The following is a 24,277-nucleotide window of genomic DNA, read 5'->3' as shown; positions in this document are numbered from 1 at the left end:
GAACCCGGAAGCTAAGCCTTACAGCGCCGATGGTACTGCAGGGGGGACCCTGTGGGAGAGTAGGACGCCGCCGAACAATTCTTCAGAAGAACCCCTGATCCATTCGGATCAGGGGTTCTTCGCATTTCCGGTGACGTATCGTCGGGGCATGGACGATCAGACAGCGGTCACTGCGAACGATGTGCTCCGGCCCGAGCAGCGCGACGGCGCCCTGCGTGTTCTGGTGGAGGCCCAGACGGTGGACGGCCGGGCCGCCGTGTCCGAGCAGGGCCGGCTCCGGCTGCGGAACGCGGAGACTCCGCGCCCGGGCGTCATCCACCTCGTCGAGACCGAAGCCGGAGCCGAAGCCGAAGCCGAAGCCGAAGCCGTCCGCGGCTACGGCCAGCTCGAAGTACCGGAGAACCCGGCCGCCAACCCCGCCGCCGAGCTGGTGGTCGACCCGGCCGCCCGCGGCCGCGGCCTGGCCCGCCCGCTGGTGGACGCCGTCCTGGCACAGGCCCACCGGGCGGGGCGCGACGCGGTGGACTTCTGGGTGCACGGCGGCCACCCGGCGGCCCGGCACCTGGCCGAGGCGTACGGCGCCGAGCTGGTCCGCGAGCTGCGGCAGATGCGCCGCACCGGGCGGCAGACCGAGGAGGTGGCCGTCCCCGAGGGCATCGAGCTCCGCACCTTCCGCCCGGGGGAGGACGACGCCGAGTGGCTGCGGCTGAACGCCCTGGCCTTCGCCCACCACCCGGAGCAGGGCGCGTGGACCGTGGAGGACCTGGCCGAGCGGATCGCCGAGCCCTGGTTCGACCCGGCCGGCTTCTTCCTCGCCACCCGCGACGGCCAGGTGGTCGGCTTCCACTGGACCAAGGTGCACCCGGCCACCGCCACCGAGCCCGAGCTGGGCGAGGTGTACGTGGTCGGGGTGGACCCGGCCGAGCAGGGCAGCGGCCTCGGCCGCGCGCTGACCGCGGCGGGCCTGCGCCACCTGACCGGTACCGGCCCCGGCGAGCGCGGTCTGGAAACCGTGCTGCTCTACGTCGACGCCGACAATCCGGCCGCCGTGCGGGTATATGAACGACTGGGGTTCGCCATTCACGAGGTGGACCTCATGTACCGAGCCCGGTACCGGGCGAACCGGCCGGCCTAGCCGCTGCGGACCCTCGGGGACCTTCGAAGCATCCGGAGTCTCCGCTCCCGGATCTCCGGAGCGTCCTCGCACCGGATTCCTGAGCCTTCCGACTCTGCCGAAAGCGGTCGGGGCGGCCCCCCGAGCGGTCGTGGGCGAGGGACGGGGCGGCAACGCCCCTTGCCCCGACCGACTCAGCTTTCCTCCTGGCCATGCGGTGTTTACCGTGGATTCAATTGCTGCCGCGAAGATCACAGGATGAAGTCCGTAGTGTCTCGCTCGTGCAGAGTCGACCGCCACGCACCGGCCGGTCCTGTACGGACCGCGCCCGGAGGGTGGGCGTTGTCCCCGGGCCTGGTCCGGGGCGAGGGCGACGGCCCGCAGAGCCATTCGCGTCCGGACGCCGTCCTGCTGCTGGAGGAGCTGGAGCCCATGAGCATCCCCCGCCCCGTCTCTGCCCCGCTGTCGCCTACGGCCCGGATGTCCAGTGCGCTGGGTGTTCCGCCGGAGCTGCCGGCCACGGACGACGAGGAGTTCGAAGCGTTGCCGCAAGGCCGCTTCCTGGACCGCGAGCGCAGTTGGCTCGCGTTCAACGAGCGGGTCCTGGAGCTGGCCGAGGACCCGGGCATCCCGTTGCTGGAGCGGGCGAAGTTCCTGGCGATCTTCGCGAGCAACCTGGACGAGTTCTTCATGGTCCGGGTGGCCGGCCTCAAGCGCCGGATCGCCACCGGCGTCGCCCAGCGCAGCGCGTCCGGCCTCCAGCCGCGCGAGGTGCTGGACCTGATCTGGACCCGCTCGCGCGAGCTCATGGCCCGGCACGCCGCCGCCTTCCAGCAGGAGGTGCTGCCGGACCTCGCTGCCGAGGGCATCGAGGTGGTCCGCTGGTCGGAGCTGGCCGAGAAGGAGCAGGCCCGGCTGCACACACTGTTCCGGCAGAAGATCTTCCCGGTCCTGACCCCGCTGGCCGTCGACCCGGCGCACCCCTTCCCGTACATATCGGGGCTCTCGCTCAATCTGGCCGTCGTGGTGCGCAACCCGGTCTCCGGGCACAAGCACTTCGCGCGCGTCAAGGTGCCGCAGTCGCTGGCCCGCTTCCTGGAGGCCTCGCCCCAGCGGTACGTCCCGCTGGAGGACGTCATGGGCGCCCACCTGGAGGAGCTCTTCCCCGGGATGGAGGTGCTGGCCCACCATGCCTTCCGCGTCACCCGCAACGAGGACCTGGAGGTGGAGGAGGACGACACCGAGAACATCCTCAAGGCCCTGGAGAAGGAGCTGATGCGGCGGCGCTTCGGCCCGCCGGTGCGGCTGGAGGTCGAGGAGTCGATCGACCCGTACATCCTGGACCTGCTGGTGCGGGAGCTGAACATCACCGAGGCGGAGGTCTTCCCGCTGCCCGGGCCGCTGGACCTGACCGGGCTGTTCGGGATCGCCGGGCTGGACCGTCCGGAGCTCAAGTACCCGAAGTTCGTGGCCGGCACGGCCCGCGGGCTGACCGACGTCGAGTCGGCCTCCCAGCCGGACATCTTCGCCGCGATGCGCGAGCGCGACGTCCTGCTGCACCACCCGTACGACAGCTTCTCCACCTCGGTGCAGGCCTTCCTGGAGCAGGCCGCCGCCGACCCGGACGTGCTGGCGATCAAGCAGACCCTCTACCGCACCTCCGGCGACTCGCCGATCGTCGACGCGCTGATCGACGCGGCCGAGTCCGGCAAGCAGGTGCTGGTGCTGGTCGAGATCAAGGCGCGCTTCGACGAGCAGGCCAACATCAAGTGGGCCCGCAAGCTGGAGGAGGCCGGCTGTCACGTGGTGTACGGCCTGGTCGGGCTGAAGACGCACTGCAAGCTCTCGCTGGTGGTCCGGCAGGAGGGCGACACCCTGCGCCGCTACTCGCACGTCGGCACCGGCAACTACCACCCGAAGACGGCCCGGCTGTACGAGGACCTCGGTCTGCTCACCTCCGACCCGCAGGTCGGCGCGGACCTCTCGGACCTGTTCAACCGGCTCTCCGGCTACTCGCGCCGCGAGTCCTACCGCCGCCTGCTGACCGCCCCGCGCGGCCTGCGCGACGGGCTGGTCTCGCGGATCCACAACGAGATCGCCCACCACAGGGCGGGCCGCCCGGCCTATGTGAAGCTCAAGGTCAACTCGATCGTCGACGAGGCCGTGATCGACGCGCTCTACCGGGCCTCCCAGGCCGGGGTGCCGGTGGACGTCTGGGTGCGCGGGATCTGCGCGATCCGCCCGGGCGTGCCGGGGCTGAGCGAGAACATCCGGGTCCGCAGCATCCTGGGCCGCTTCCTGGAGCACTCCCGGATCTTCGTGTTCGGCAACAACGGCGATCCGGAGGTCTGGATCGGCAGCGCCGACATGATGCACCGCAACCTGGACCGCCGGATCGAGGCGTTGCTGCGGATCACCGACCCGGCTCACCGCGCCGAGCTGTCCGGGCTGATCGACCTCGGGGTGTCGGACGGGACCGAGTCCTGGCACCTGGGGCCGGACGGCGCGTGGACCCGCCGCTCGCAGGACGCCGAGAGCCGGCCGCTGCGGCACGTCCAGGACCTGCTGATCGACTCACGCCAGCGCCGTCGGGCTGCCACCTCGCGCTGACGCGTCCACTGATGCGAAGCCGCCGGAGCAGCAGGCCCGCGAGACTCTTCCGGGCAGCTGCTTCCGGCGGTCGGCCACCAGCTCCGGGGACCGCCCCGGGGGAACGGGGATCTACCACGCCATGACCGAAGCGCCGATGACGGCCCAGGCGGCCTCCACAGCGACCGCCGGGGACATCCTCTCCCGCCACCTCACCGTCCAGGCCGGCGCCTTCCTGCGCGCGCTGCCGCTGGCGGTGGGCGAGGTCGGTGCCAGACCCGGGACGGCCTCGATCGTCCCGTCGGCCGGCACCTCGGACCTGCTGCGGGCCGTCCGGCGGATCGGCGGGCTGCTGCACACCTTCGGCTCGGTCTTCGAGCAGACCTGGGCCCAGGAGTCGCGCACCGAGCTGCGCTGGCTGCTCAACCTGCTGGCGCTGGAGCCGGGCTACGTCCGGCGCTCGGCCCGGCTGCTGGGCGCGCTGGACTCGCTGAGCGGCACCGACCCGGACCGGACGGGCATGCTGGCCGGCCACGCGGGCGCGCCCAAGGCGCGGGCGCTGCTGGACCGGCAGCTGACCCTGGCCCGGACCAGGGCGCACTCCACGGCGCTCCAGGAGCTCCGCTCCGCCCGGCTGCACGCGCTGGCGGACCGGATGACCCTGCTGGTCGGCGAGGCGCCGATGCTGGAGTCGGCGGGCGGCCGGGCCCCGGCGGTGCTGCTCCCGCAGGCCGCCGCCGCGTTCGCGGCGCTGTCCGCGGGCGCCCAGCAGCTGCCGCTGCAGAGGGCCGCGACGCCGTACGGCGGGGACGGGCTGCGCCGGCTGGGCACGGTTCCGGCGTCCCGCGGGGCGACGGACGCGGACACCGCGCTGGCGGCCGACGACGCCCCCTGGGCCCGGCTGCGGATCCTGGTGAAGCGGGCCCGGTACGCACTGGAGGTGTGCGGCCGCCCGTCCTCCGAGCTGGACGAGCTGGACGTGGTGCTGGCCCGGCAGCAGGAGGCCGCGGACGCCGCGGTCACCGCCGCCACCGCGGCTCGCACCCCGCGGATCACCCCGGCGACCGCGTACGTGCTGGGCGTGGTGCACGCCGACCAGCGGTTGGAGGTGGAGTCGGCGCGGTACGCCGTCGGCCGCAGCTGGCCGGATCTGCCGCCCGGCCCGGACGGCTGGCTGGAGCTCCTCCCGGCCGACGCCTGGGGGCACTCCGCCGCGCCCGGGACGGTCTGAGTTGGGCGAGCGCCCGCGCACCGGCCGGGCGGCGGCGGGTGCCGCGACCGGGGCGGGGCGCGCCCCGGTGATCCTGGCGGCGGGCGCGGTGCTGTGGCTGCCGGGCCGGCTGAAGAAGAGCGGCCGGTTGGGGCGGCCGCGGATCGCGGTGATCCACCGGCCCAAGTACGACGACTGGAGCCTGCCGAAGGGCAAGCTCGAACCCGGCGAGGGCATGGCCGACGCGGCGCTGCGCGAGGTCCGGGAGGAGACCGGGTTCCGCTGCCTGCTGGGCCCGGAGCTGCCCGCTCAGCACTACCGGGTGCAGGGCCGTCCGAAGGAGGTCCGCTACTGGGCGGCGGTGCCGTCGAGCGGGTCCTTCCGGCCGAACCGGGAGGTGGACCGGCTGGAGTGGCTGCCGGCCGGGAAGGCCCGCGCCCGGCTCACCCACGACCACGACCGGCTGCTGGTCGACGCCCTGCTGGCGGTCCTGGGGGCGAAGCCGGTGCGGACGACGGGGGTGGAACCGGCGGAGGAACGGTGGAAGTGATCTCCCTGCGCCCTCGCCGTGACGCAACCGTTACTACCTGACGTAGTTTCCTGTCATCCGTTCGAGGTTCACTCCCCGTTCACTTGCGACCGGCTGTCGTGTCACTTACCCGGCCTAACTTCGGGACCACCGGAGGGCCGAACGGGCCCCGGACCACAGCAAAACCCCTGCTGGGCCGTACGCGTACGGTCCGCGCAAGGGCAATGCCACAGAAAGGGACACCCCTGTGAAGCTCCAGCGGAACGGCCGCTCCAAGGCCCTCGCGATCGGTGCCATGGCGCTCGTCAGCTCGCTGTCGCTCGCCGCCTGCGGGTCGGACAACAACAGCAACTCGACCGCGTCCAGCGGCTCCAGCGGCTCCGCCGCGGCTGCCGCGATCAACTGTGGCAAGCCCGGTTCGCTGATCGCCGCCGGCTCGACCGCGCAGGGTGCGGCCATGGACGTCTGGAAGACCAGCTTCGCCGCCGCCTGCTCCGGAACCACGATCAACTACCAGGGTGGCGGCTCCGGTGCCGGCATCCAGCAGTTCAACCAGGGCAAGATCCAGTTCGCCGGCTCCGACTCGGCCCTGAAGCCGGCCGAGATCGACGCCTCCAAGGCGGTCTGCACCGGCGGCCAGGGCATCGACCTGCCGATGGTCGGCGGTCTGATCTCGCTGGTCTACAACATCGACGGTGTCGACAACCTGGTCCTGGACGGCCCGACCGCCGCCAAGATCTTCGACTCGCAGATCACCAAGTGGAACGACCCGGCGATCGCCGCCCTGAACCCGGGCGCCAAGCTGCCGGACGCGGAGATCCAGACCTTCCACCGCTCGGACGACGCCGGCACCACCGAGAACCTGACCAAGTACTTCGCCGCCGCCGGCGGTGGCGCCTGGTCCTACCCGGCCGGCAAGGCCTGGACGGGCAAGAACGGCCAGTCGGCCAACGGCAGCGCCGGTGTCTCGGCCCAGGTGAAGCAGGTCAAGAACTCGATCAGCTACGTCGAGCTGGCCTACGCCCAGACCAACAGCCTGAAGAGCGCCGAGATCAGCACGGGCGCCTCCAAGCCGGTCGCGGCCACCGCCGAGAACGCCGCCACCACCATCGCCAAGGCGCAGGCCGCCGGCACCGGCAGCGACCTCGCGCTGAAGCTCGACTACGCGACCAAGGAAGAGGGCTCCTACCCGCTGGTCCTGATCACGTACGAGATCGTCTGTGACAAGGGCAACAAGGCCGAGACCCTCGACACGCTGAAGTCCTTCCTGACCTACACCGCCAGCGACGCGGGCCAGAAGGCCGTCGGCGAGAAGGGCTACGTCCCGCTGCCGAAGGCCGTGACCGACAAGGTCAACGGCGTCATCACCACCCTGGCCTGACCCGACAGGACCCCCGGTGGGGCGGCCCCGTGAGCGAGGGGGGCCGGGGCCGCCCCACCGGAACGCACCACACCCAGCACCACGTCCGGGGCACCGCCGCCATGGTGCCGTCCCCCTTCCGGGGCGGCGCCACCAGACCGGAGTAGACCAATGACTTCATCCTCCCCTGCCGCCCCGCGAGGCAGGGAACGCCGACCGCGCGACAGCCGCGTCGGCGACAAGATCTTCATGAACCTCGCCCGGGGCTCGGGCATCCTGCTGCTGGTCATCATGGCCGCCATCGCCGCGTTCCTGACCTGGCGGTCGGTCCTGGCCCTGAGCACCAACGAGGGCAACTTCTTCACGAGCTTCGAGTGGACACCGGACGCCCCGAAGCCCGTCTTCGGCATCGCCGTCCTGGTCTTCGGCACCATCGTCAGTGCCGTCATCGCGATGGCGATCGCCGTCCCGGTGGCGATCGGGATCGCGCTGTTCATCTCGCACTACGCGCCGCGCCGGATCGCCCAGCCGTTCGCCTACCTGGTCGACCTGCTCGCCGCCGTCCCCAGCATCGTCTACGGCCTCTGGGGCGCGCTCTTCCTCGTGCCGCACCTGGACGGTCTGACCAGCTGGCTCAACGAGTACCTGGGCTGGACGTACATCTTCGACCAGACCAGGACCGGCACCCCGCGCAACCTGTTCACCGTCGGCATCCTGCTGGCGATCATGGTCCTGCCGATCATCACCGCGGTCTCCCGCGAGGTGTTCCGCCAGGTGCCGCGGATGCACGAGGAGGCGGCGCTCGCGCTCGGCGCGACCCGCTGGGAGATGATCCGCACCGCGGTGCTGCCGTTCGGCCGCCCCGGCATCATCTCGGCCTCGATGCTCGGCCTCGGCCGTGCGCTCGGCGAGACCATCGCGGTCGCGGTGGTGCTGTCCGCCAGCAACGTCCTGTCGCTGCACATCCTGGACGCCGGCGGCGGCACCTTCGCGCAGAACATCGCGCTGAAGTTCGCCGAGGCCGGTGACAACGGCCGCAACGCACTGATGGCCTCCGGCCTCGTCCTGTTCGTCATCACCCTGCTGGTGAACGGTGCCGCGCGACTGATCATCGCCCGCCGCAAGGAGTACTCGGGGGCCAACGCATGACCGCCACCGTCGTCGTCGAGGACGCCCGGCCCGTCGGCCGTCCGCTGACCGCCAACCGACTGCCCAAGTGGGCCCCGGCCGTCGTCGCCCTCGGCTCGATCGCCCTCGGCTGCGGGATCGGCGCGGTCGGCGGGCTGGCCAGCCACCTCCAGTGGGGCCTGATCTCGGCCCTGCTCTTCGTCCTGATCAGCTACGTCCTCTCGGCCCGGGTCGAGGGCCGCCGGCAGGCCAAGGACCGGCTCGCCACCTCGGTGGTCTGGGTCGCCTTCATCCTGGCCGTCGTCCCGCTGGTCGCGCTGACGGTCTACACCGTCCAGCAGGGCATCCACGTGGTCAACGGGAACTTCCTGAGCCACTCCATGAAGGGCGTGATCCAGTCCGGCCCCGGCGGCGGCATCTACCACGCGCTGATCGGAACCCTGGAGCAGGTCGGCCTGGCCACCGCGATGGCCGCCCCGATCGGTCTGCTGACCGCCGTCTACCTGGTCGAGTACGGCCGCGGCGCGCTCGCCAAGGCGGTCACCTTCTTCGTCGACGTCATGACGGGCATTCCGTCGATCGTCGCCGGTCTGTTCGTCCTCTCGCTCTGGAACCTCGCCCTGGGCTTCGGCTACTCCGGCTTCTCGGGCAGCCTCGCGCTGGCGATCCTGATGATTCCGGTCGTGGTCCGGTCCACCGAGGAGATGCTGAAGCTCGTCCCGAACGAGCTCCGCGAGGCCTCCTACGCGCTCGGCGTGCCGAAGTGGAAGACCATCCTGCGGATCGTCCTCCCCACCGCGATCGGCGGCATCACCACCGGTGTGATGCTCGCGGTCGCCCGCATCACGGGCGAGACCGCCCCGGTGATGATGCTGGTGTTCGGCGCCGACTACATCAACAGCAACCCGTTCGACGGGCCGCAGCAGTCCCTGCCGATGTACATCTGGCTTCAGTACTCGCAGGTCAACAACGACTACGGCTACGCCCGTGCCTGGGGTGCGGCGCTGGTGCTGATCGCCTTCGTGATGGGGCTCAACCTCATCGCCCGAGGCATCGCCCGCTGGCGCTCGCCCAAGGGCGGGCACTGAGCGACCGACTGACGTACGAGACAGACGAGAGAAGCAACGATCATGGCCAAGCGCATCGACGTCAGCGGACTGTCGGCCTACTACGGCACCACCAAGGCCATCGAGGACATCTCGATGAGCATCGAGCCCCGCTCGGTGACCGCCTTCATCGGCCCCTCCGGCTGCGGCAAGTCCACCTTCCTGCGCACCCTGAACCGGATGCACGAGGTGATCCCCGGCGCCCGGGTCGAGGGCAAGGTCCTCCTGGACGACGAGAACCTGTACGCCTCCAACGTCGACCCGGTCGCCGTGCGCCGCTCGGTCGGCATGGTGTTCCAGCGCCCGAACCCGTTCCCGACCATGTCGATCTACGACAACGTGGTCGCCGGACTCCGGCTCGCGGGCGTGAAGAAGAAGTCCGTGCTGGACGAGGTGGTGGAGCGCTCGCTGAAGGGCGCCAACCTCTGGAAGGAGGTCCACAACCGGCTCAACAAGCCGGGGGCCGGCCTCTCCGGCGGTCAGCAGCAGCGCCTGTGCATCGCCCGCGCCATCGCGGTCGAGCCCCAGGTCCTGCTGATGGACGAGCCCTGCTCCGCGCTCGACCCGATCTCCACCCTCGCCATCGAGGACCTGATCGGCGAGCTGAAGGAGCAGTTCACCATCGTCATCGTGACCCACAACATGCAGCAGGCGGCCCGCGTCAGCGACCGCACCGCCTTCTTCAACCTGGCCGGCGTCGGCCAGCCGGGCAAGCTGATCGAGCTGGACGACACCCAGCGGATCTTCTCCAACCCGTCGGTCCAGGCGACCGAGGACTACATCTCCGGCCGCTTCGGCTGACCCGGAACCCCCGTCACGGGCGGCGCCGAGGCGCCGGGACGCGTGACGGACCGCGAGCTGTCCCGTGGTGCTGCATGGCGGTGCCGCCGCGGGGCATGGAGAAGGGCCCGCCCCCGAGATGTGGGGGCGGGCCCTGTCCGTTCGTGCGTCCTGCGGGGGCGTCAGCCCCAGAACAGGTGGACGAACCAGTACATCAGCGCTGCGACGATGGCGGCCGCCGGCATCGTGATGAACCAGCCGAGCACGATGTTCTTCGCGACGCCCCAGCGCACCGCGCGGATCCGCTTGGTGGCCCCCGCACCCATGATCGCCGCGGTGATCACGTGGGTGGTGGAGATCGGCGCCTTGAAGACGAACGAGGTGATGTACATGATCACCGAGGAGGTGGCCTCGGCCGCGAAGCCCTGCGGCGGGTCCAGCTCGATGATCTTGCGGCCGAGCGTCCGCATGATCCGCCAGCCGCCCGCGTAGGTGCCCAGCGAGAGCATGGTCGCGCAGGAGATCTTCACCCAGACCGGGATCCCGTTGCCGGACTGGTGGCCGGAGATGGTCAGTGCCATGACCACGATGCCCATCGTCTTCTGGGCGTCCTGGAGGCCGTGCGCCAGGGCCATCGCGGCGGCCGAGGCGGTCTGGGCGACCCGGAAGTTGCGCTTGGCCCGGTGCGGGTTGGCCCGGCGGAAGATCCACAGGATCGCCAGCATCACCAGGAAGCCGCCGACCAGGCCGACCACCGGCGAGACGATCATCGGGATGACGATCTTGTCGATGACCCCGCTCCAGATCACCTCGACGCCGCCGGCCAGCGCCGCGCCCACCATGCCGCCGAACAGCGCGTGCGAGGAGGAGGACGGCAGGCCGAAGTACCAGGTGGTCAGGTTCCAGGCGATCGCCCCGACCAGGGCGGCGAACAGGATCGCCATCCCCTGGCTGCCGGAGGGGGTCTCGATGATCCCCTTGGAGACGGTGTGCGCCACGCCGCTGCCGAGGAACGCGCCGGCGAGGTTCATCACCGCGGCCATCGCCAGCGCCGCCCGGGGGGTGAGCGCCCGGGTGGAGACCGACGTGGCGATCGCGTTCGCCGAGTCGTGGAAGCCGTTGGTGTACGTGAAGAAGAACGCAACGCCGATGACGGCGATGAGTGCTGCCATGTCCACGAGGGTCAGGACTCCTTGACGGCGATGGTCTCCACCGTGTTGGCGACGTGCTCGAACGCGTCCGCCGCCTCCTCAAGGACGTCCACGACCTGCTTGAGCTTGAGCACCTCGATGGCGTCGTACTGACCGGAGAACAGGTGGGCGAGCAGCTTGCGGTGGATCTGGTCGGCCTGGTTCTCCAGCCGGTTGACCTCGATCCAGTACTCGGTGAGGTTGGACATGCTGCGCAGGTTCGGCATCGCCTCGGCGGTGAGTTCCGCGGCGCGCGCCAGCACCTCGATCTGCTGCTCGATGCCCTTCGGCAGGGTCTGGATGTCGTAGAGGACGACCAGGTCGACGGCCTCCTCCATGAAGTCCATGATGTCGTCCAGCGACGAGGCCAGGCTGTAGATGTCCTCGCGGTCGAAGGGCGTGATGAAGGACGAGTTCAGCTGGTGGAAGACGGCATGGGTGGTGTCGTCCCCGGCGTGTTCGGCGGCGCGCATGCGCTCGACGATCTCCGCACGGGCCGACACGTCTGATCCCAGCAGCTCCAAAAGGAGCTTCGATCCGACGACGAGGTTCTCCGCCGCGGCGGCGAACATGTCGTAGAAGCTCGTCTCCTTCGGGGTCAGGCTAAAACGCACGGAAATCTCCGATGTGCGGGGTAGGGACTGAACGATGCTAGGTGCAACCAAGCGCAATCACGCAAACGGGGTGTCGGGGAAGGAGTCGGAACCTCCCCTTCCGTTCGGCTGTCGCACCGGCTGATCAGGGCCGCACCACCACGTGTGGACGTGAGCGGGCGATGGGGTACCCCCGGCCGGAGGCCGGGGGAGAGCGAACCAGGAGGAGGTGCGCTCTGGGCGAAGCGTCTGCGGAGCGAGGCGAGGCGGTGCGCTGAGCCCTCAGTCTGACGGAACCTCGCCCGGATTGTCCCCGTCGTGCGTACGGAAGACCGGGGCGCCGCTCAGACGGGTGAACCGCCGGGCACCCCTCCCGGGCCGCTCCGGCACATGCCGCCTCGGCCGTCGGAACACCACGCAGGGCCCCGGTGTTGGACACTGGTGGCCGACGCAGCCACCAGGCACTGAGACGAAGGCGGGGCCGATGACCACGACGCAAGCGCGCACCGAGCCGCAGCACGCGCAGGAGGCCGACCCGCACGCCGGCCCCACCGCCGCAGCCGCAGAGGGACATCACGGCGGGCACGGTCCGCACGGCTACAGCGCGCAGAAGGACGCCCACCTCAAGCGGCTGCGCCGGATCGAAGGCCAGATCCGCGGCCTCCAGCGCATGGTCGACGAGGACGTCTACTGCATCGACGTGCTCACCCAGGTCTCGGCCAGCACCAAGGCGCTGCAGTCCTTCGCGCTCTCCCTGCTGGAGGAGCACCTCCGGCACTGCGTCGCCGCGGCCGCCGAGGAGGGCGGCACCGAGCTGGACGCCAAGGTGGCGGAGGCCACCGCCGCGATCAGCCGCCTGCTGCGCAGTTGAGCCACGGGCCGTCCGCCGCGCCCGCGCTAGCCGTCGGCCTCCCGGTCGGCCTGCCCGGGTTCGGCCCGGTCCAGCAGCACCTCGTCGATCCGCTCGGTCGGCAGCCGGTCGCCGGAGCTGGCCGTCGCGGCGATCATCAGCTCGCCGGCCAGATCGATCTCGTCGAGGGCCGCGTCGTCGTGGCCGCCGCTGCGGCCGCCCGTGGACGACACCACCTGCACCACCCCTTCAGTGCCTCGCCAGCCCGGGCGGCAGCCACCCGGAGTCCAGCCTAGGCACCTTCGGGGCCCGTCCACATGGCACGGACGGGCCATCTCGGCGCCGCCGAAACGGGTGGCCGTCGCTCCCCGGACGGCCACCCGCCCCGGCGGCACCCCGTCTCGCCCCGGCGCCGGAGCGCTGCCCCGGCGGGCCAGGGCGGTGTCGGACCCGCCCCTACTTCGGGCTCTCCGTGGGCTTCATCTGGTAGATGTCCGAGGCCGAGGGCTCGGCCGCCTCCACCGGCTTGCCGAAGTCCCTCAGCGAGGTCGTCGAGGTCACCTTCACCTGGTCCTTGGGCTCCTTCGACCCGGCCACCCCGGCGAAGGTGAACACCTCGACCACCTTGCGCAGCCGGCCCTGGTCGTCCAGCCAGGCGTCGTACGGGACCTCCTTGACGGTGAAGGTCTGCGCGCCCATCCGCAGGCCGTCCCCGCCCCGGCCGCCGGTCGCTTCGGCCGCCTTCGCCAGGTCCAGGGTGCCCCGGTAGTGGTGCAACGCGACCCCGTCGACGGTCTCGGTGCCCACCGCCTCCGCCTTCTGCGCCCCGCGCAGCGCCCCCGCAGCCGAGGCCGGGTCGGTGGCGCCGCTGCTGACCAGGTTGCCGTCCGGCAGCTGGCGCACGTCCAGCTTGACCCACTTGCCCTCGGGGACCTTGGCGCCGCTGTTCTGGAGGTAGACGGTGCCCGGCAGGACCACCTCGACGATCTTCCCGGTGGTCGCCGCGCCCGGTGGCACCTGGACCTCCAGCCGACCGATCCGCTTGACGTAGTCGTAGCCGCCGGTGCCGTTGAACGAGGCCTTCTTCTCGGCGGACTCGGTGACCAGATCGGTCGCGGCGTGCGCGGAGCCGGTGCGGCCGGTGATGTCGGCGGCGTTGCGCACCGCCGTCAGCGGGTCCGCGGCGAGCCGGTCGGGGGTGCCCGACTGCTGGTCGGAGGAGCCGCTGACGGAGCCGCCGGAGCAGCCGGCGGCCCCCACCGCCAGGGCGGCGGTGATCAGGGCGGCCCCCGCCGCCGAGCGCAGGTGCGGACCCGGACGGCGTGCCGGCCGTCCGCTGCGCTGCTGGTCGGTCATCTTCATTTTTGCGACAACCCCCTCGGGCCCGACTGCCCCGCCGGACACCACCGGGTGGGCATAGCTCTTTCCGGGCAAACGAGTTGGGGCGCAAAGGGTTACGGGTCCGGTGCCCGGGGAGCGTCACGCAGCGGGCGTTCGGCGCGTTACGGTGAACCACGTGCACAGTGAGCTGCCGGTCGCACCCGGCACCACCCGGATGCCAGAACACCGCCTCGCGGTCAGCGAGCGTGGCTCCTTCGCCTTCGCGGCCTGCAGCTGCGGCTGGTACTCCCCGGCCCGCCGTTCGCGCGAACTGGCCCGTCGTGAGGGCGCCGACCACATCGCCGCGAGCGGCGCCGAGCCGGACTGATCCCGTCGGGCCCCGGGTGCCTCGGCAGGGCCCCGCGGGCGGGGTCAGGCCGCGAGGTCGGACTCCGGCGGCTGCTCCCCGGCCCGCACCGCCCCGCGCCCGCGCCGACGGCCGCGCGGACCGGCCCCGGCCCCGGCGCGGGCCGCGCCGCCGCGTTCGGACGCCCGGATCAGCGGGGCGACCGCCGTCCGGCTCAGCGCATGGCAGAACGGCACCAGCACGGCCATCGCGATCGGCGCCAGCAGCAGCACCACGGCGACGGCGAGCGCGAATCCGCCGATCACGTCGGTCGGGTAGTGGACGCCCATGAACATCCGGCAGAAGCCCTGAAGGAGCGCCAGCCCGCCGGCGATCCAGCCCAGCCTGCGGTTCACCAGGAACAGCGCCACCGCGACGCCCATGGTCATGGTCGAGTGGTCGCTGACGAAGGAGTGGGTGCCGGCCTTGCCGTCCACCAGCACCAGCAGCCCGGGATGGTCGACGAAGGGGCGCGGGCGGTTCACGATCGCGGCGATCGGCAGGTTGGCCAGCTCGGCGACGGCCACCGAGAGCGGCACCCAGAGCAGCCCGGCCATCGCCACCGGCGCGTCCGGACGGCGTCTGGCCTGGAGCCAGGCCACCAGGCCGAGCATCGCCAGGCCGATCAGGATGCCGTACTCGCCGATCCACGAGACCAGGTGGTCCAGCCACTGCGGGGAGCGCTTGGCCAGGCCGTTGACGGCGTAGAGCAGGTCGAGGTCGGGGTTGGTCGTGTCGGCAAGCGGCGTCGACACGCCGCACCTCCTTCTGGTCCGCTGCATCTGATCGTCATGGCCGGGGCCGTCCCGTGCGGGAAGCTGACGGGAGGCCACCGGAAGAAACGTCATTTCCGAGGCACAGCGTTCCACGGAAACGCGCGGTTATCGAAACTTGACTCAGCGTCCACAGCGCGCACACAGGTCCCGGCCGCACCGGCCCCACCGGGCCTACCGCCCCGCCCCGGTGGGGCTCGGGCCGGCCTGCGCGGGCGGGGCGGCGGCCGCGGACCGGCCGGGGGTCGCCGGGGCGCTGCCCGGCACGCCGCCCTGGGTGCCGCCCTGGCTCCCCGCGGGAGCGGTGGGCTCCGTCCCGCCCGGACGGCTCGGGGCGTTGACCGCGCCGTCGTTGTTGCGGGTCGGCAGCGCCTGGGCGCCGTCCGAGGTGACCCGGGTCGCGCCGATGTACTCCCTGGTGTCGATCTTGTCGTAGCGGATCACCGCGCCGGTGTGCGGCGCGTTGATCATGTAGCCGCCGCCGACGTAGATCCCGACGTGGTGGATGCTCCGCGGATCGCTCAGGTCCGTCGCCCAGAACACCAGGTCGCCCGGCCGCAGCTGATCGCGCGACGGGTGCGGCCCGGCGTACCACTGGTCGTTGGCCACCCGGGGCAGGGTGATGCCCACACTGGCGAACGCGGCCTGGGTCAGGCCCGAGCAGTCGAACCGCCCGTTCTGCGAGGGCAGGCCCTCACCGCCCCACAGGTACGGGGTGCCGAGCTTGGTCTGAGCGAAGTAGATCGCGGCCGACGACTGCGGGGACACCTCCAGCGGCGCGGTCGGCGAGGCCGGGGCGGTGAAGCTGCGGGCCATCGCCTGGATGTTCCGCACGTAGCCCTGGGTCTCCTTGTACGGCGGCACCCCGTTGTACTTCTCCACGTTGCCCTCGCCGGCGTTGTAGGCGGCCAGCAGGTTGGCCTGCGGGTCGCCTGGGTACTTCGCGACCCGCTTGGCGAGCGCGCAGTCGTAGGTCGCCGCCGAGGCGATCGCGTCCAGCGGGTTCCAGGGATCCGCCCTGCCGTCCCCGTCGCCATCGGTGGCGTACGAGGGCCAGGTGTCCGGCATGAACTGCGCCATTCCCTGCGCCCCGACCCCGGAACGCGCCTTGGGGTCGAAACCGCTCTCCTGGTACAGCTGCGCCGCGAGCATCGGCGGGGAGATCTCGGGGCAGAGTGAGCCCCACTTCTGGATCGGATCCTGGTAGGCCGCGGGGACCGTTCCGGGAGAGAGGGCGGAACGATTCGCCGACTGCTGCGGCGTCCCACTTGCCGCATAAGTCCCTACCGTCACCAACCCGATGAACCCGAACGCAACAACTCCCGCAGCGGCGGCGGCCGTACCGGCCTTCCGGAGTACCATCAGCACCATCCCGACGAATCGTCAGTCGAAGTGTCCCGGAAGGCGTTGCTCACCGCAATCATCAGAGATACGAACAGTGAGCGCTATCCTTCGTACGGCGTACATCCTCGCGTACGTGTCCGGCGTCTCACGACCAATCCGCGAGAAGTAGCCAAGTCGACATCAGATCTGGCCAAGAATAGGCCCCGACCCTTCGCGCGGGCCGGGTCCGGGCCCTTGAATTTGCCTGATCGGGCGGTGAGATGGAAATGAACCTGAGCAGCGTGCACACGAATGCGGTCAGCCACCTGGCCGAAGACCCCCCCAAGAAGCCGAACATCGACACCATCATCGGCGGAATCGCCCCGGACTGGGGGCCGTTCGCGAGCCTCGGGTCGGAGGCGCGGGTGATGGTCGAGGTCATCATGGCCGTGGCCATCCTCATCTGCCTCGGGCTCGCGGTCTGGGGTGCGGCCAAGCAGCGGATCGGTGCGACCGCGATGCGCGACAGTTTCGGCGCCGAACAGGGCAAGGGGCTGATCGTCGCCGGACTGACCGGCGTGTTCATCATCGGATCACTCGGCACTCTGTTCACCATTGTCTACGGCATGGCGATCTGACGATCGGACAGCAGTAGTCCGACCTGCCTGAGACCGGGTCCCCGTCTGGACCCCCTCCGGCAGTCGGCCCGCCAGGAGTCCACCCCCGTTCCCACCCTCCGTCCGCGCCCGCCCCCGGGCGGAGGGCCCCCGGAGCCGCCCCGGCTCCCCGCACCAGGAGGGCCGCCGTGCCGTTGTCCGACGACCAGCCGCGCACCCGTACGCGCCTGCCGGTCGGCGAACAGTCCTCCGCCCAGTCGAACCACCGTCAGTCCCGTCCACTGCGCGCCCTGCTGGCCGTCCTGGTCGTCGTCACCCTGCTCGTGGTGGCCATCGCCATCGCCAACCGCGTCATGCCCGGCGCCGGAAGCGGCGACGGCACCTCCGCCGACCACGCCGCCGCCGGCCCCGCCCCCAGCGGCGACCAGCCCGTCGGCACCACCGTCAACGGCATCCCGACCGGCTACCCGCACACCGAGCCTGGCGCCCAGTCTGCCGCCACCAACTACGCGGTGGCGATCGGCTCCGCGGACATGTTCCGCACCGACAGCCGGCACGGCATCGTCGCCACCATCGCCGACCCGGGCGCACTGGCGGGGCTCCAGAGCCGGCTCGACCAGGGCTTTTCGCCCGAGACGGCGGCCAGGTTCGGGGTCGACACGCAGGGGCGGCCGCCGAAGGGCCTGACCTTCGTCAGCCGGACGATCCCGGTCGGGGCCAAGAGCAGCGGCTACACCGCGGACAGCGTCAAGGTCGACGTCTGGTGCACGGGCCTGTTCGGGCTGGCCGGTGAGCGCTCGACCAAGCCGGTTTCCGAGGAATGGTTCACACTCAGTCTCAGCCTGCGGTGGACCGGGACGGACTGGAAGCTCAGCGACTACAGCCGTGCAGCGGGACCGGCCCCGATTCCGCCGGATCAGCAGGCCGCGACCGCCGAGGAGATCACTGGTGCCGTCGAGCAGTTCGGAGGCTTCCACTATGCCCGCTGACGGTAATCCGGGCGTCGTCCGGCGGACCATGGGCCGCGTGACGGGGGTCGCGCTGTTCGGCGCCCTCTCGGTCGTGGCAACGGCCCATCGCGCGCTGGCGGAGCCCGCGCCCACCCCGAGCTCCGGTGCGACCAACACGAGTTGCCCTGGCGTCCCGCTTCCTGGCAACGACGTCTACTGTGCTCCGCCCGGTGGTGGCTCCCTCCCCGGGAGCAGCACCGTCGGGACCGTGACCGACCCCCTCGGGGCGTTGGCCAAGAGCTGTGCGCAGGCCGCGGCGTGGGTGGTGCGGAAGCTGTCGGGGGCGATCGACGGGACGACGCAGGTGGACTTCACCAACACGTCGTTCCTGCAGCAGTACGCCGTGGTGTTCGCCGTGTCGACGGTGATCACGCTGGTGCTGTGGCTGCTGGCGGTGACGAAGCGCGCGGTGCGGGGGGCGCCGCTGACGACGGCGTTCTCGGAGGCGATCGGCTTCCTGTGGCTGACGGTGGTGGCGTCCGCGTTCACGCCGCTGATCCTGTACACCGTGGTGAGCGTGACGGACGGGCTGACCAAGGCGATCGCGGTCGGGACGAAGACGGACACCGGCTCGTACCTGGGAGGGTTCGCCGACACGCTGGAGAAGGGCGATGTGGGCGGCGGTCCGCTGATCCTGGTGATCGTGTCGCTGGTCGCGGTGCTGGCGGCGGCGGTGCTCTGGATCGAGCTGCTGATCCGGGCGGCGATGCTGTACGTCGGCGCGCTGCTGGGTACGGCGGTGTACGCGGGGCTGGTGGACCGGCAGCTGTGGAAGCACGTGCGGCGCTGGGCGGGGGTGATGCTGGCGGTGGACCTGGCGAAGCCGATCATCGTGGTCATCCTGGGCCTGGCGGGCGCGGTGGCGACCGGGGCCGGGGCTGACGACGACTTCGCCCGGGTGCTGTCCGGGCTGGCGATCCTGTTCCTGTCGATCTTCGCGAGCGCCGCCGTCTACCGCTTCGTGCCGGGCTTCGGTGACGAGCTGCTGAACATGCGCGGGGCCCGGGCCAACGCCGTCCAGGCCGGTTCGGCGATGATCAACGGAACCGCGAACCTGATGAAGCAGGGCATCACCACCCACGGCGACCGCGGTCCGCAGGCGGGTGGCGGGGGTGCCGGCGGCGGTTCGGTCGCGCCGGGCATCGCCGCCCACGCGGGCCGGACGCCGGCGCCACCGCCCCAGGGCGGGCCGCCGCAGGCCCCGGTTCCGATCCGCGACAGCAATCCAGCGAAGGGAGGGTGACGGGTAAGTGAGCAGCGAACCGCTCGGCCAGTACGGTGCCCAGTACGCCCAGCCGTACGTGCACCAGCGCCGCACCTACCTGATCGGCAAGGCCCGCCCGAACGCGCCGATCGGCCGGAACCGGGAGTCCGGCGAGATCATGCTGATCATCCTCGGGGCCTTCCTCGGCATGCTCTGGGGCCTGCTGATGCCGATTCTGCCGCTGCGGATCGGCGGTCTGGTCGGTCTGCCGGCGCTCGCCATCGCGGCGGTGTACGTGCCGTACCGCAAGCGGACGTTCTACAAGTGGGTGGAGATCAACCGCACCTACCGTCGGACGGTCCGCAGTGGGCGGGCGGTGTGGCGCTCGGACGTGATGGACGCCGGCACCCGGCTGGACGGCCGGGAGGTGGAGGTCGGCCCGCCGCCCGGGGTGGGGCGGTTGCGCTGGCTGACGGCGCCGTTCGGGCCGGACGAGGTCGGGGTGCTGATGCACCTGGAGCGGCGCACGGTGACGGCCGCGATCGAGATCGAGGGCCCGGGCGTCGGCCTGCGCGACTCGGAGGACCAGGAGGCCCTGGTCGACCGGTTCGGGACGCTGCTGAAGCACGTCGCCAACGGGGACGGCTTCGTGACCCGGCTGCAGATCCTGGCCCGGACCCTGCCGGCCGACCCGGACGCGCACGCCAAGGACGTCGAGCGGCGCGGTGACTCGTCCGCGCCGCGCTGGCTGCAGGACTCGTACGACCAGCTCCAGTCGATGGTGTCGACCTCCTCGGAGCAGCACCGGGCGTACCTGGTGGCGTGCATGCACTACACCCGCGACCTGGCCGCCGAGGCGCACGCGATGGGCCGCACGGCCACCGGGCGGCGGGCGCGGGACGACGAGGGGCTGGCGGCCGTGATGGCGCGCGAGCTGACCGACATCTGCGCCCGGCTGGCCGAGGCGGACATCCGGGTGCGCCAGCCGCTGGGCCAGGCCCGGCTCTCCTCGCTGCTGCACTCGATGTACGACCCGGACCACCCGATCGACCACATCCAGGCGATGTCCCGGCGCAACGCCTGGCCGGCCGAGCTGGACGCGACCCACCAGCAGTACCTGCAGGCGAAGACCCGTGAGTCGGCGACCCGGGAGCCGTGGTGCCACGCCACCGCGTGGATCAAGGAGTGGCCGCTCACCCCGGTGGGCGTCAACTTCCTGGCGCCGCTGCTGGTGCACACCCCGGACGTGATCCGGACGGTCGCGGTGACGATGGACCTGGAGCCCACCGACGTCGCGATCGAGCGGATGCTGACCGAGAAGACCAACGACGAGGCCGAGGCGAGCCGCGCGGCCAAGATGAACCGGACGGTCGACCCGCGCGACCTGGCCCACACCGGCCGGGTGGACCAGCGCGGCGACGACCTGGCGTCCGGCGCGGCCGGGGTGAACCTGGTCGGCTACATCACGGTCTCCTCGCGCAACCCCGACGCGCTGGCCCGTGACAAGCGGACCATCCGGGCCTCGGCCGGCAAGAGCTACCTCAAGCTGGAGTGGTGCGACCGCGAGCACCACCGGGCCTTCGTCAACACCCTCCCGTTCGCCACCGGCATCCGCCGCTGAGCACGCCGTACGCCCGTACGTCCGTCCCCGTCCACCGCTGACCCGTCAGGAGGCCGCCCATGGCGCTCGGCAACCTCACCGAGGCGTTCACCAGCCTGATGTTCGGCAAGGTGGAGACCACCCGCCTGCCGGTGCGCACCTCCACCGGTCAGGCGCAGGCCGTCTACCTGCCCACCGCCGCGCCGGGGCTGGGCGACTCCGGCGTGATCATCGGCCGTGAGGTGTACAGCGGCAAGGGGTACGTGTACGACCCCTTCCAGCTGTACGGGCAGCAGCTGCCCGCCCCGCACTGGCTGGTGCTCGGCGAGTCCGGCAACGGCAAGTCGGCGCTGGAGAAGACGTACGTGCTGCGGCAGCTGAGGTTCCGCGACCGCCAGGTCGTGGTGCTGGACGCGCAGGGCGAGGACGGCGTGGGCGAGTGGAACCTGATCGCCGACGCGCTGGGCATAAAGTCGATCCGGCTGGACCCGATGGCGGCCCGGGACGGCGGGGTGAAGCTCAACCCGCTGGACCCGGCGATCACCCAGACCGGCCAGCTGTCGCTGCTGCGCACCATCGTCGAGGTGGCGATGGGGCGCGGGCTGGAGGAGCGGGCCGGTTTCGCGCTGAAGGCCGCGCACGGCCACGTGGTGGCCTCGGTGAAGAACCGTCAGCCGGTGCTGGACGACATCATCGACACCCTGCGCAACCCCGACCTGTCCTCGGTGGAGTCGCTGGGCGTGGCGGTGGACGAGGTGCAGTCCTGGGGCCTGGACGTGGCGCTGGTGCTGGACCGGCTGGTCGACGGTGACCTGCGCGGCATGTTCGACGGGTCGACCACCGAGGGCATCGACCTGGACGCGCCGCTGATCGTCTTCGACCTCTCGCACATCGACCGCAACTCGATCGCGATGCCGATCCTGATGGCGATCGTCGGGGTGTGGCTGGAGCACACCTGGATCCGTCCGGACCGGAAGAAGCGCATCTTCCTGGTCGAGGAGGCCTGGCACATCATCAACAGTCCGTTCGTGGCCCAACTGTTCCAGCGGCTGCTGAAGTTCGGCCGCCGGCTCGGCCTGTCCTTCGTCGCGGTGGTGCACCACCTGTCCGACGTGGTGGACGGTGCGGCGGCCAAGGAGGCCTCGGCGATCCTGAAGATGGCGTCCACCCGGACGATCTACATGCAGAAGGCCGAGGAGGCGCGGGCCACCGGCCGGGTGCTGGGCCTGCCGCGCTGGGCGGTGGAGATCATCCCCACCCTGTCGCCGGGCATCGCGGTCTGGGACGTCAACGGCAACGTCCAGGTGGTCAAGCACATCGTCACCGAGGTCGAGCGTCCGCTGGTCTACACCGACCGCGCGATGACCGAGGACGCGGTGGCCGAACGGGTGCGTGCGGAGCGGCAGTTGGCGGCCGAGCCCGGGGTCTGAGGAAGTCCTCTCCGCGGGTTCCGCACCCGGCGGACGGCGATGGTTCGTCAGTAGGTAATCCTCTCGTTACGTCCGACGTCCTGACAGCTACGCGCGTTGACCTTAGGCTTCGCAGTCGCAACACATGCCCGAACGCCGACGCTGTCCTCAGCCGGTGCTCCTCCAAGGTGCAGGGGAACCCTTCATGCTCACCGTCAGATCCCGACGGACGGCGCTCGCCGTCGTCGCCGCCGCAGGTCTGTTCGGCACGGTGGTCGTGCCGACGGCCGCTCAGGCCGCCGATGCCAAGCGCCACAAGACCGTCAACCTCCAGCTGCTGGCGATCAACGACTTCCACGGCAACCTGGAGCCCCCGGCCGGCTCCTCGGGCACGATCAAGGAGATCGACCCGGCCACCGGCAAGGAGGTCGCCACCCCGGCCGGCGGCATCGAGTACCTGGCCACCGAGCTGCGCAAGGCGCGCGTCCCGGCCGACGACTCGATCACCGTCGCGGCCGGCGACATCATCGGCGCCAGCCCGCTCACCTCGGCGCTCTTCCACGACGAGCCGACCATCGAGGCGATGGACAAGCTCGGCCTGGACGTCACCTCCGTGGGCAACCACGAGTTCGACGAGGGCGCGCAGGAGCTGCGCCGCATGCAGGACGGTGGCTGCCACCCGACCGACGGCTGCTACGAGGCCGGCCGCACCTTCAAGGGCGCCAACTTCAACTACCTGTCGGCCAACGTCACCGACGAGAAGACCGGCAAGCCGCTGCTGGCCCCGTACTGGATCACCAAGTCCCAGGGTGTGAAGGTCGGCTTCATCGGCGTCACCCTGGAGGGCACGCCGAACATCGTGACCGCCGAGGGCGTCAAGGGCCTGAAGTTCGCCAACGAGGTCACCACGATCAACAAGTACGCCGCGGAGCTCAAGGCCAAGGGCGTCAACTCGATCGTCGCGCTGATCCACGAGGGCGGCTACCCGGCCAGCACGGTCTACAACTACGACTGCGGCGCGGCCGGCCAGGGCATCTCCGGCCCGATCGTCGACATCGCGAAGAAGATCGACCCGGCGGTCGGCGCCATCGTCACCGGTCACACCCACAACGCGTACGCCTGCAGCATCCCCGACCCCAACGGCGTCCCGCGTTCGGTGACCAGCGCCGCCTCCTTCGGCCGGCTCTTCACCGAGATCAACATGAAGCTGGACAAGACCACCGGTGAGATCGTGCGTCCCTCGGTCAAGGCCGAGAACCACGTGGTGCACCGCACGGTCGAGAAGGCGCCCGACATGACGGCGCTCGTCGACCACTACTCCAAGCTGGCCGCCCCGATCGCCAACCGCCCGATCGGCTACATCGCCTCGGACATCAACGGCCGCGGCAACAACGACCTGGAGAAGCCGCTCGGTGACGTGATCGCCGACGCGCAGCTCGCCGGGCTGGCCCCGGCCGACAAGGGCGGCGCGCAGGTCGCCTTCATGAACCCCGGCGGCATCCGCTCCGACCTGGTCTACAAGGACCCGTCGGGTGACCCGAAGCTCAACGGCGTGGTGACCTACGGCGAGGCGTTCACCGTCCAGCCGTTCACCAACATGATGCAGGTCAAGACGCTGACCGGCGCCCAGCTGATCCAGCTGCTCCAGCAGCAGGTGAGCGGCTCCAACGCCGCCGCGCCGAAGATCCTGCAGGTGTCCTCGAACCTGCACTACACCCTGGACATGCGCAAGACCGGTGCGGACCGGGTGGTCCTGGACTCGGTCCGGCTGAACGGCGCCCCGGTCGACCCGGCCGCCAAGTACCGGGTCGCGGCCAACGAGTTCCTGGCCGGCGGCGGCGACGGCTTCCCGGCCTTCGCGGCCGGCACCGACAAGCTGGTCGGCGCCTCGGACCTGGACGTCTTCACCGCCTACCTGGGTGCCCACAGCTCGGCCGCCGCGCCGCTCCAGGCCCCGGCGCAGGACCGTATCAAGATCATCGGCCCGGGCAGCGACATCGACTGACCGTGAGCCGGCTCCGGGGGCGTGTCCTGTGGGTCCTGTCGGATCCGTTGGCCACCCCCTGCGGAAGGGGGGGGGGGGGGGGGGGGGGGGGCCCCCCCCCCCCCACCCCCCAAAATTGGGGGGGCCCCCCGGGCGCCCGGCCGGGGGCCCCCGGGCCCCCC

22 protein-coding genes and 1 rRNA gene are annotated in these 24,277 nt (G+C 71.1%); 17 read left to right on the top strand and 6 right to left on the bottom strand.

Translation table 11 applies throughout. The features are described 5' to 3' along the window. The 9 genes from rrf to pstB all read left to right on the top strand — a co-directional run. Positions 1-76: ribosomal RNA gene (rrf, locus tag ACIRRH_RS24145) — 5S ribosomal RNA — on the top strand; the annotation flags it as partial. Between the two features lie 72 nt (positions 77-148). Then, complete coding sequence (gene mshD / locus ACIRRH_RS24140; RefSeq protein WP_403070920.1) at positions 149-1,135, top strand: mycothiol synthase; 987 nt, start codon at positions 149-151, stop codon at positions 1,133-1,135. A 411-nt stretch (positions 1,136-1,546) separates the two neighbouring features. Then, entirely contained in the window at positions 1,547-3,724 is a 2,178-nt protein-coding gene (locus ACIRRH_RS24135; RefSeq protein WP_403070952.1) for an RNA degradosome polyphosphate kinase, read from the top strand. A gap of 121 nt (positions 3,725-3,845) precedes the next feature. After that, complete coding sequence (locus tag ACIRRH_RS24130; protein ID WP_403070917.1) at positions 3,846-4,934, top strand: CHAD domain-containing protein; 1,089 nt, start codon at positions 3,846-3,848, stop codon at positions 4,932-4,934. Positions 4,935-5,001: 67 nt separating this feature from the next. Next, positions 5,002-5,463, top strand: a complete 462-nt coding sequence (locus ACIRRH_RS24125; RefSeq protein WP_403070949.1) for an NUDIX hydrolase — start codon at positions 5,002-5,004, stop codon at positions 5,461-5,463. Positions 5,464-5,689: 226 nt separating this feature from the next. Next, positions 5,690-6,823: a phosphate ABC transporter substrate-binding protein PstS gene (pstS, locus tag ACIRRH_RS24120; RefSeq protein WP_403070914.1), complete on the top strand. Its 1,134-nt coding sequence runs from the start codon at positions 5,690-5,692 to the stop codon at positions 6,821-6,823. Between the two features lie 150 nt (positions 6,824-6,973). After that, positions 6,974-7,951 (top strand): phosphate ABC transporter permease subunit PstC, encoded by a 978-nt coding sequence (pstC, locus tag ACIRRH_RS24115; RefSeq protein WP_403070912.1) that lies wholly within the window; start codon positions 6,974-6,976, stop codon positions 7,949-7,951. After that, a complete protein-coding gene (gene pstA / locus ACIRRH_RS24110; protein ID WP_403070909.1) occupies positions 7,948-9,018 on the top strand; it encodes a phosphate ABC transporter permease PstA in 1,071 nt (356 codons plus the stop codon). The genes pstC and pstA overlap by 4 nt, the downstream gene beginning before the upstream one ends. 42 nt (positions 9,019-9,060) lie before the next feature. Further along, positions 9,061-9,837, top strand: a complete 777-nt coding sequence (gene pstB, locus ACIRRH_RS24105; protein WP_224282803.1) for a phosphate ABC transporter ATP-binding protein PstB — start codon at positions 9,061-9,063, stop codon at positions 9,835-9,837. A gap of 161 nt (positions 9,838-9,998) precedes the next feature. Here the strand turns inward: pstB and ACIRRH_RS24100 are convergent, their stop codons facing one another. Together ACIRRH_RS24100 and ACIRRH_RS24095 are read right to left on the bottom strand one after the other, a co-directional pair. Further along, positions 9,999-10,988, bottom strand: a complete 990-nt coding sequence (locus tag ACIRRH_RS24100; protein ID WP_403070906.1) for an anion permease — start codon at positions 10,986-10,988, stop codon at positions 9,999-10,001. Positions 10,989-10,999: 11 nt separating this feature from the next. Further along, positions 11,000-11,620: a DUF47 domain-containing protein gene (locus ACIRRH_RS24095; protein WP_030059626.1), complete on the bottom strand. Its 621-nt coding sequence runs from the start codon at positions 11,618-11,620 to the stop codon at positions 11,000-11,002. A gap of 463 nt (positions 11,621-12,083) precedes the next feature. Between ACIRRH_RS24095 and ACIRRH_RS24090 the strand changes: the two genes are divergently transcribed. After that, complete coding sequence (locus ACIRRH_RS24090) at positions 12,084-12,470, top strand: metal-sensitive transcriptional regulator (RefSeq protein ID WP_403070903.1); 387 nt, start codon at positions 12,084-12,086, stop codon at positions 12,468-12,470. A 26-nt stretch (positions 12,471-12,496) separates the two neighbouring features. Here the strand turns inward: ACIRRH_RS24090 and ACIRRH_RS24085 are convergent, their stop codons facing one another. Next, a complete protein-coding gene (locus ACIRRH_RS24085) occupies positions 12,497-12,685 on the bottom strand; it encodes a hypothetical protein (RefSeq protein WP_363394422.1) in 189 nt (62 codons plus the stop codon). Between the two features lie 220 nt (positions 12,686-12,905). After that, positions 12,906-13,811, bottom strand: a complete 906-nt coding sequence (locus ACIRRH_RS24080) for a hypothetical protein (protein WP_403070900.1) — start codon at positions 13,809-13,811, stop codon at positions 12,906-12,908. A gap of 154 nt (positions 13,812-13,965) precedes the next feature. On the opposite strand from ACIRRH_RS24080, the gene ACIRRH_RS24075 reads away from it, so the two are divergent. Continuing rightward, positions 13,966-14,157 carry a hypothetical protein gene (locus tag ACIRRH_RS24075; protein WP_403070897.1) on the top strand — a complete coding sequence of 64 codons (192 nt, stop codon included), beginning with the start codon at positions 13,966-13,968 and terminating at the stop codon, positions 14,155-14,157. A 44-nt stretch (positions 14,158-14,201) separates the two neighbouring features. On the opposite strand, the gene ACIRRH_RS24070 is transcribed toward ACIRRH_RS24075, so the two are convergent. Both ACIRRH_RS24070 and ACIRRH_RS24065 read right to left on the bottom strand, forming a co-directional pair. After that, positions 14,202-14,930, bottom strand: a complete 729-nt coding sequence (locus ACIRRH_RS24070) for a phosphatase PAP2 family protein (RefSeq protein ID WP_380767984.1) — start codon at positions 14,928-14,930, stop codon at positions 14,202-14,204. Between the two features lie 192 nt (positions 14,931-15,122). Continuing rightward, a complete protein-coding gene (locus tag ACIRRH_RS24065) occupies positions 15,123-16,310 on the bottom strand; it encodes an NlpC/P60 family protein (protein WP_403070946.1) in 1,188 nt (395 codons plus the stop codon). Positions 16,311-16,558: 248 nt separating this feature from the next. Here ACIRRH_RS24065 and ACIRRH_RS24060 point away from each other — a divergent pair, with 248 nt between their 5' ends. The 6 genes from ACIRRH_RS24060 (at position 16,559) to ACIRRH_RS24035 (ending at position 24,116) form a co-directional block, all read left to right on the top strand. Next, a complete protein-coding gene (locus ACIRRH_RS24060; protein WP_403070894.1) occupies positions 16,559-16,909 on the top strand; it encodes a hypothetical protein in 351 nt (116 codons plus the stop codon). A gap of 167 nt (positions 16,910-17,076) precedes the next feature. Then, on the top strand, positions 17,077-17,877 hold the full coding sequence (locus tag ACIRRH_RS24055; protein WP_403070891.1) for a hypothetical protein: 801 nt from the start codon (positions 17,077-17,079) through the stop codon (positions 17,875-17,877). A gap of 229 nt (positions 17,878-18,106) precedes the next feature. Beyond that, complete coding sequence (locus tag ACIRRH_RS24050) at positions 18,107-19,141, top strand: hypothetical protein (protein WP_403070888.1); 1,035 nt, start codon at positions 18,107-18,109, stop codon at positions 19,139-19,141. Between the two features lie 7 nt (positions 19,142-19,148). Then, positions 19,149-20,723, top strand: a complete 1,575-nt coding sequence (locus ACIRRH_RS24045; protein WP_403070886.1) for an SCO6880 family protein — start codon at positions 19,149-19,151, stop codon at positions 20,721-20,723. Positions 20,724-20,782: 59 nt separating this feature from the next. Continuing rightward, positions 20,783-22,132 (top strand): ATP-binding protein, encoded by a 1,350-nt coding sequence (locus ACIRRH_RS24040; RefSeq protein WP_403070883.1) that lies wholly within the window; start codon positions 20,783-20,785, stop codon positions 22,130-22,132. Positions 22,133-22,316: 184 nt separating this feature from the next. Next, a complete protein-coding gene (locus tag ACIRRH_RS24035) occupies positions 22,317-24,116 on the top strand; it encodes a bifunctional metallophosphatase/5'-nucleotidase (protein ID WP_403070880.1) in 1,800 nt (599 codons plus the stop codon). The last annotated feature ends 161 nt before the right edge of the window (positions 24,117-24,277 follow it).

It is taken from the genome of Kitasatospora sp. NPDC101235, assembly GCF_044767505.1.
Lineage (GTDB): Bacteria > Actinomycetota > Actinomycetes > Streptomycetales > Streptomycetaceae > Kitasatospora.
This window is presented reverse-complemented; position numbering and strand designations above follow the sequence as displayed.

Coding starts and splice junctions, on each gene's coding strand:
- ACIRRH_RS24135 (WP_403070952.1), top strand. CDS start 1,547: ATGAGCATCCCCCGCCCCGTCTCTGCCCCGCTGTCGCCTACGGCCCGG.
- mshD (WP_403070920.1), top strand. CDS start 149: ATGGACGATCAGACAGCGGTCACTGCGAACGATGTGCTCCGGCCCGAG.
- ACIRRH_RS24040 (WP_403070883.1), top strand. CDS start 20,783: ATGGCGCTCGGCAACCTCACCGAGGCGTTCACCAGCCTGATGTTCGGC.
- pstB (WP_224282803.1), top strand. CDS start 9,061: ATGGCCAAGCGCATCGACGTCAGCGGACTGTCGGCCTACTACGGCACC.
- ACIRRH_RS24065 (WP_403070946.1), bottom strand. CDS start 16,310: ATGGTACTCCGGAAGGCCGGTACGGCCGCCGCCGCTGCGGGAGTTGTT.
- pstC (WP_403070912.1), top strand. CDS start 6,974: ATGACTTCATCCTCCCCTGCCGCCCCGCGAGGCAGGGAACGCCGACCG.
- ACIRRH_RS24080 (WP_403070900.1), bottom strand. CDS start 13,811: ATGAAGATGACCGACCAGCAGCGCAGCGGACGGCCGGCACGCCGTCCG.
- ACIRRH_RS24090 (WP_403070903.1), top strand. CDS start 12,084: ATGACCACGACGCAAGCGCGCACCGAGCCGCAGCACGCGCAGGAGGCC.
- ACIRRH_RS24060 (WP_403070894.1), top strand. CDS start 16,559: ATGAACCTGAGCAGCGTGCACACGAATGCGGTCAGCCACCTGGCCGAA.
- ACIRRH_RS24130 (WP_403070917.1), top strand. CDS start 3,846: ATGACCGAAGCGCCGATGACGGCCCAGGCGGCCTCCACAGCGACCGCC.
- ACIRRH_RS24035 (WP_403070880.1), top strand. CDS start 22,317: ATGCTCACCGTCAGATCCCGACGGACGGCGCTCGCCGTCGTCGCCGCC.
- pstA (WP_403070909.1), top strand. CDS start 7,948: ATGACCGCCACCGTCGTCGTCGAGGACGCCCGGCCCGTCGGCCGTCCG.
- ACIRRH_RS24100 (WP_403070906.1), bottom strand. CDS start 10,988: ATGGCAGCACTCATCGCCGTCATCGGCGTTGCGTTCTTCTTCACGTAC.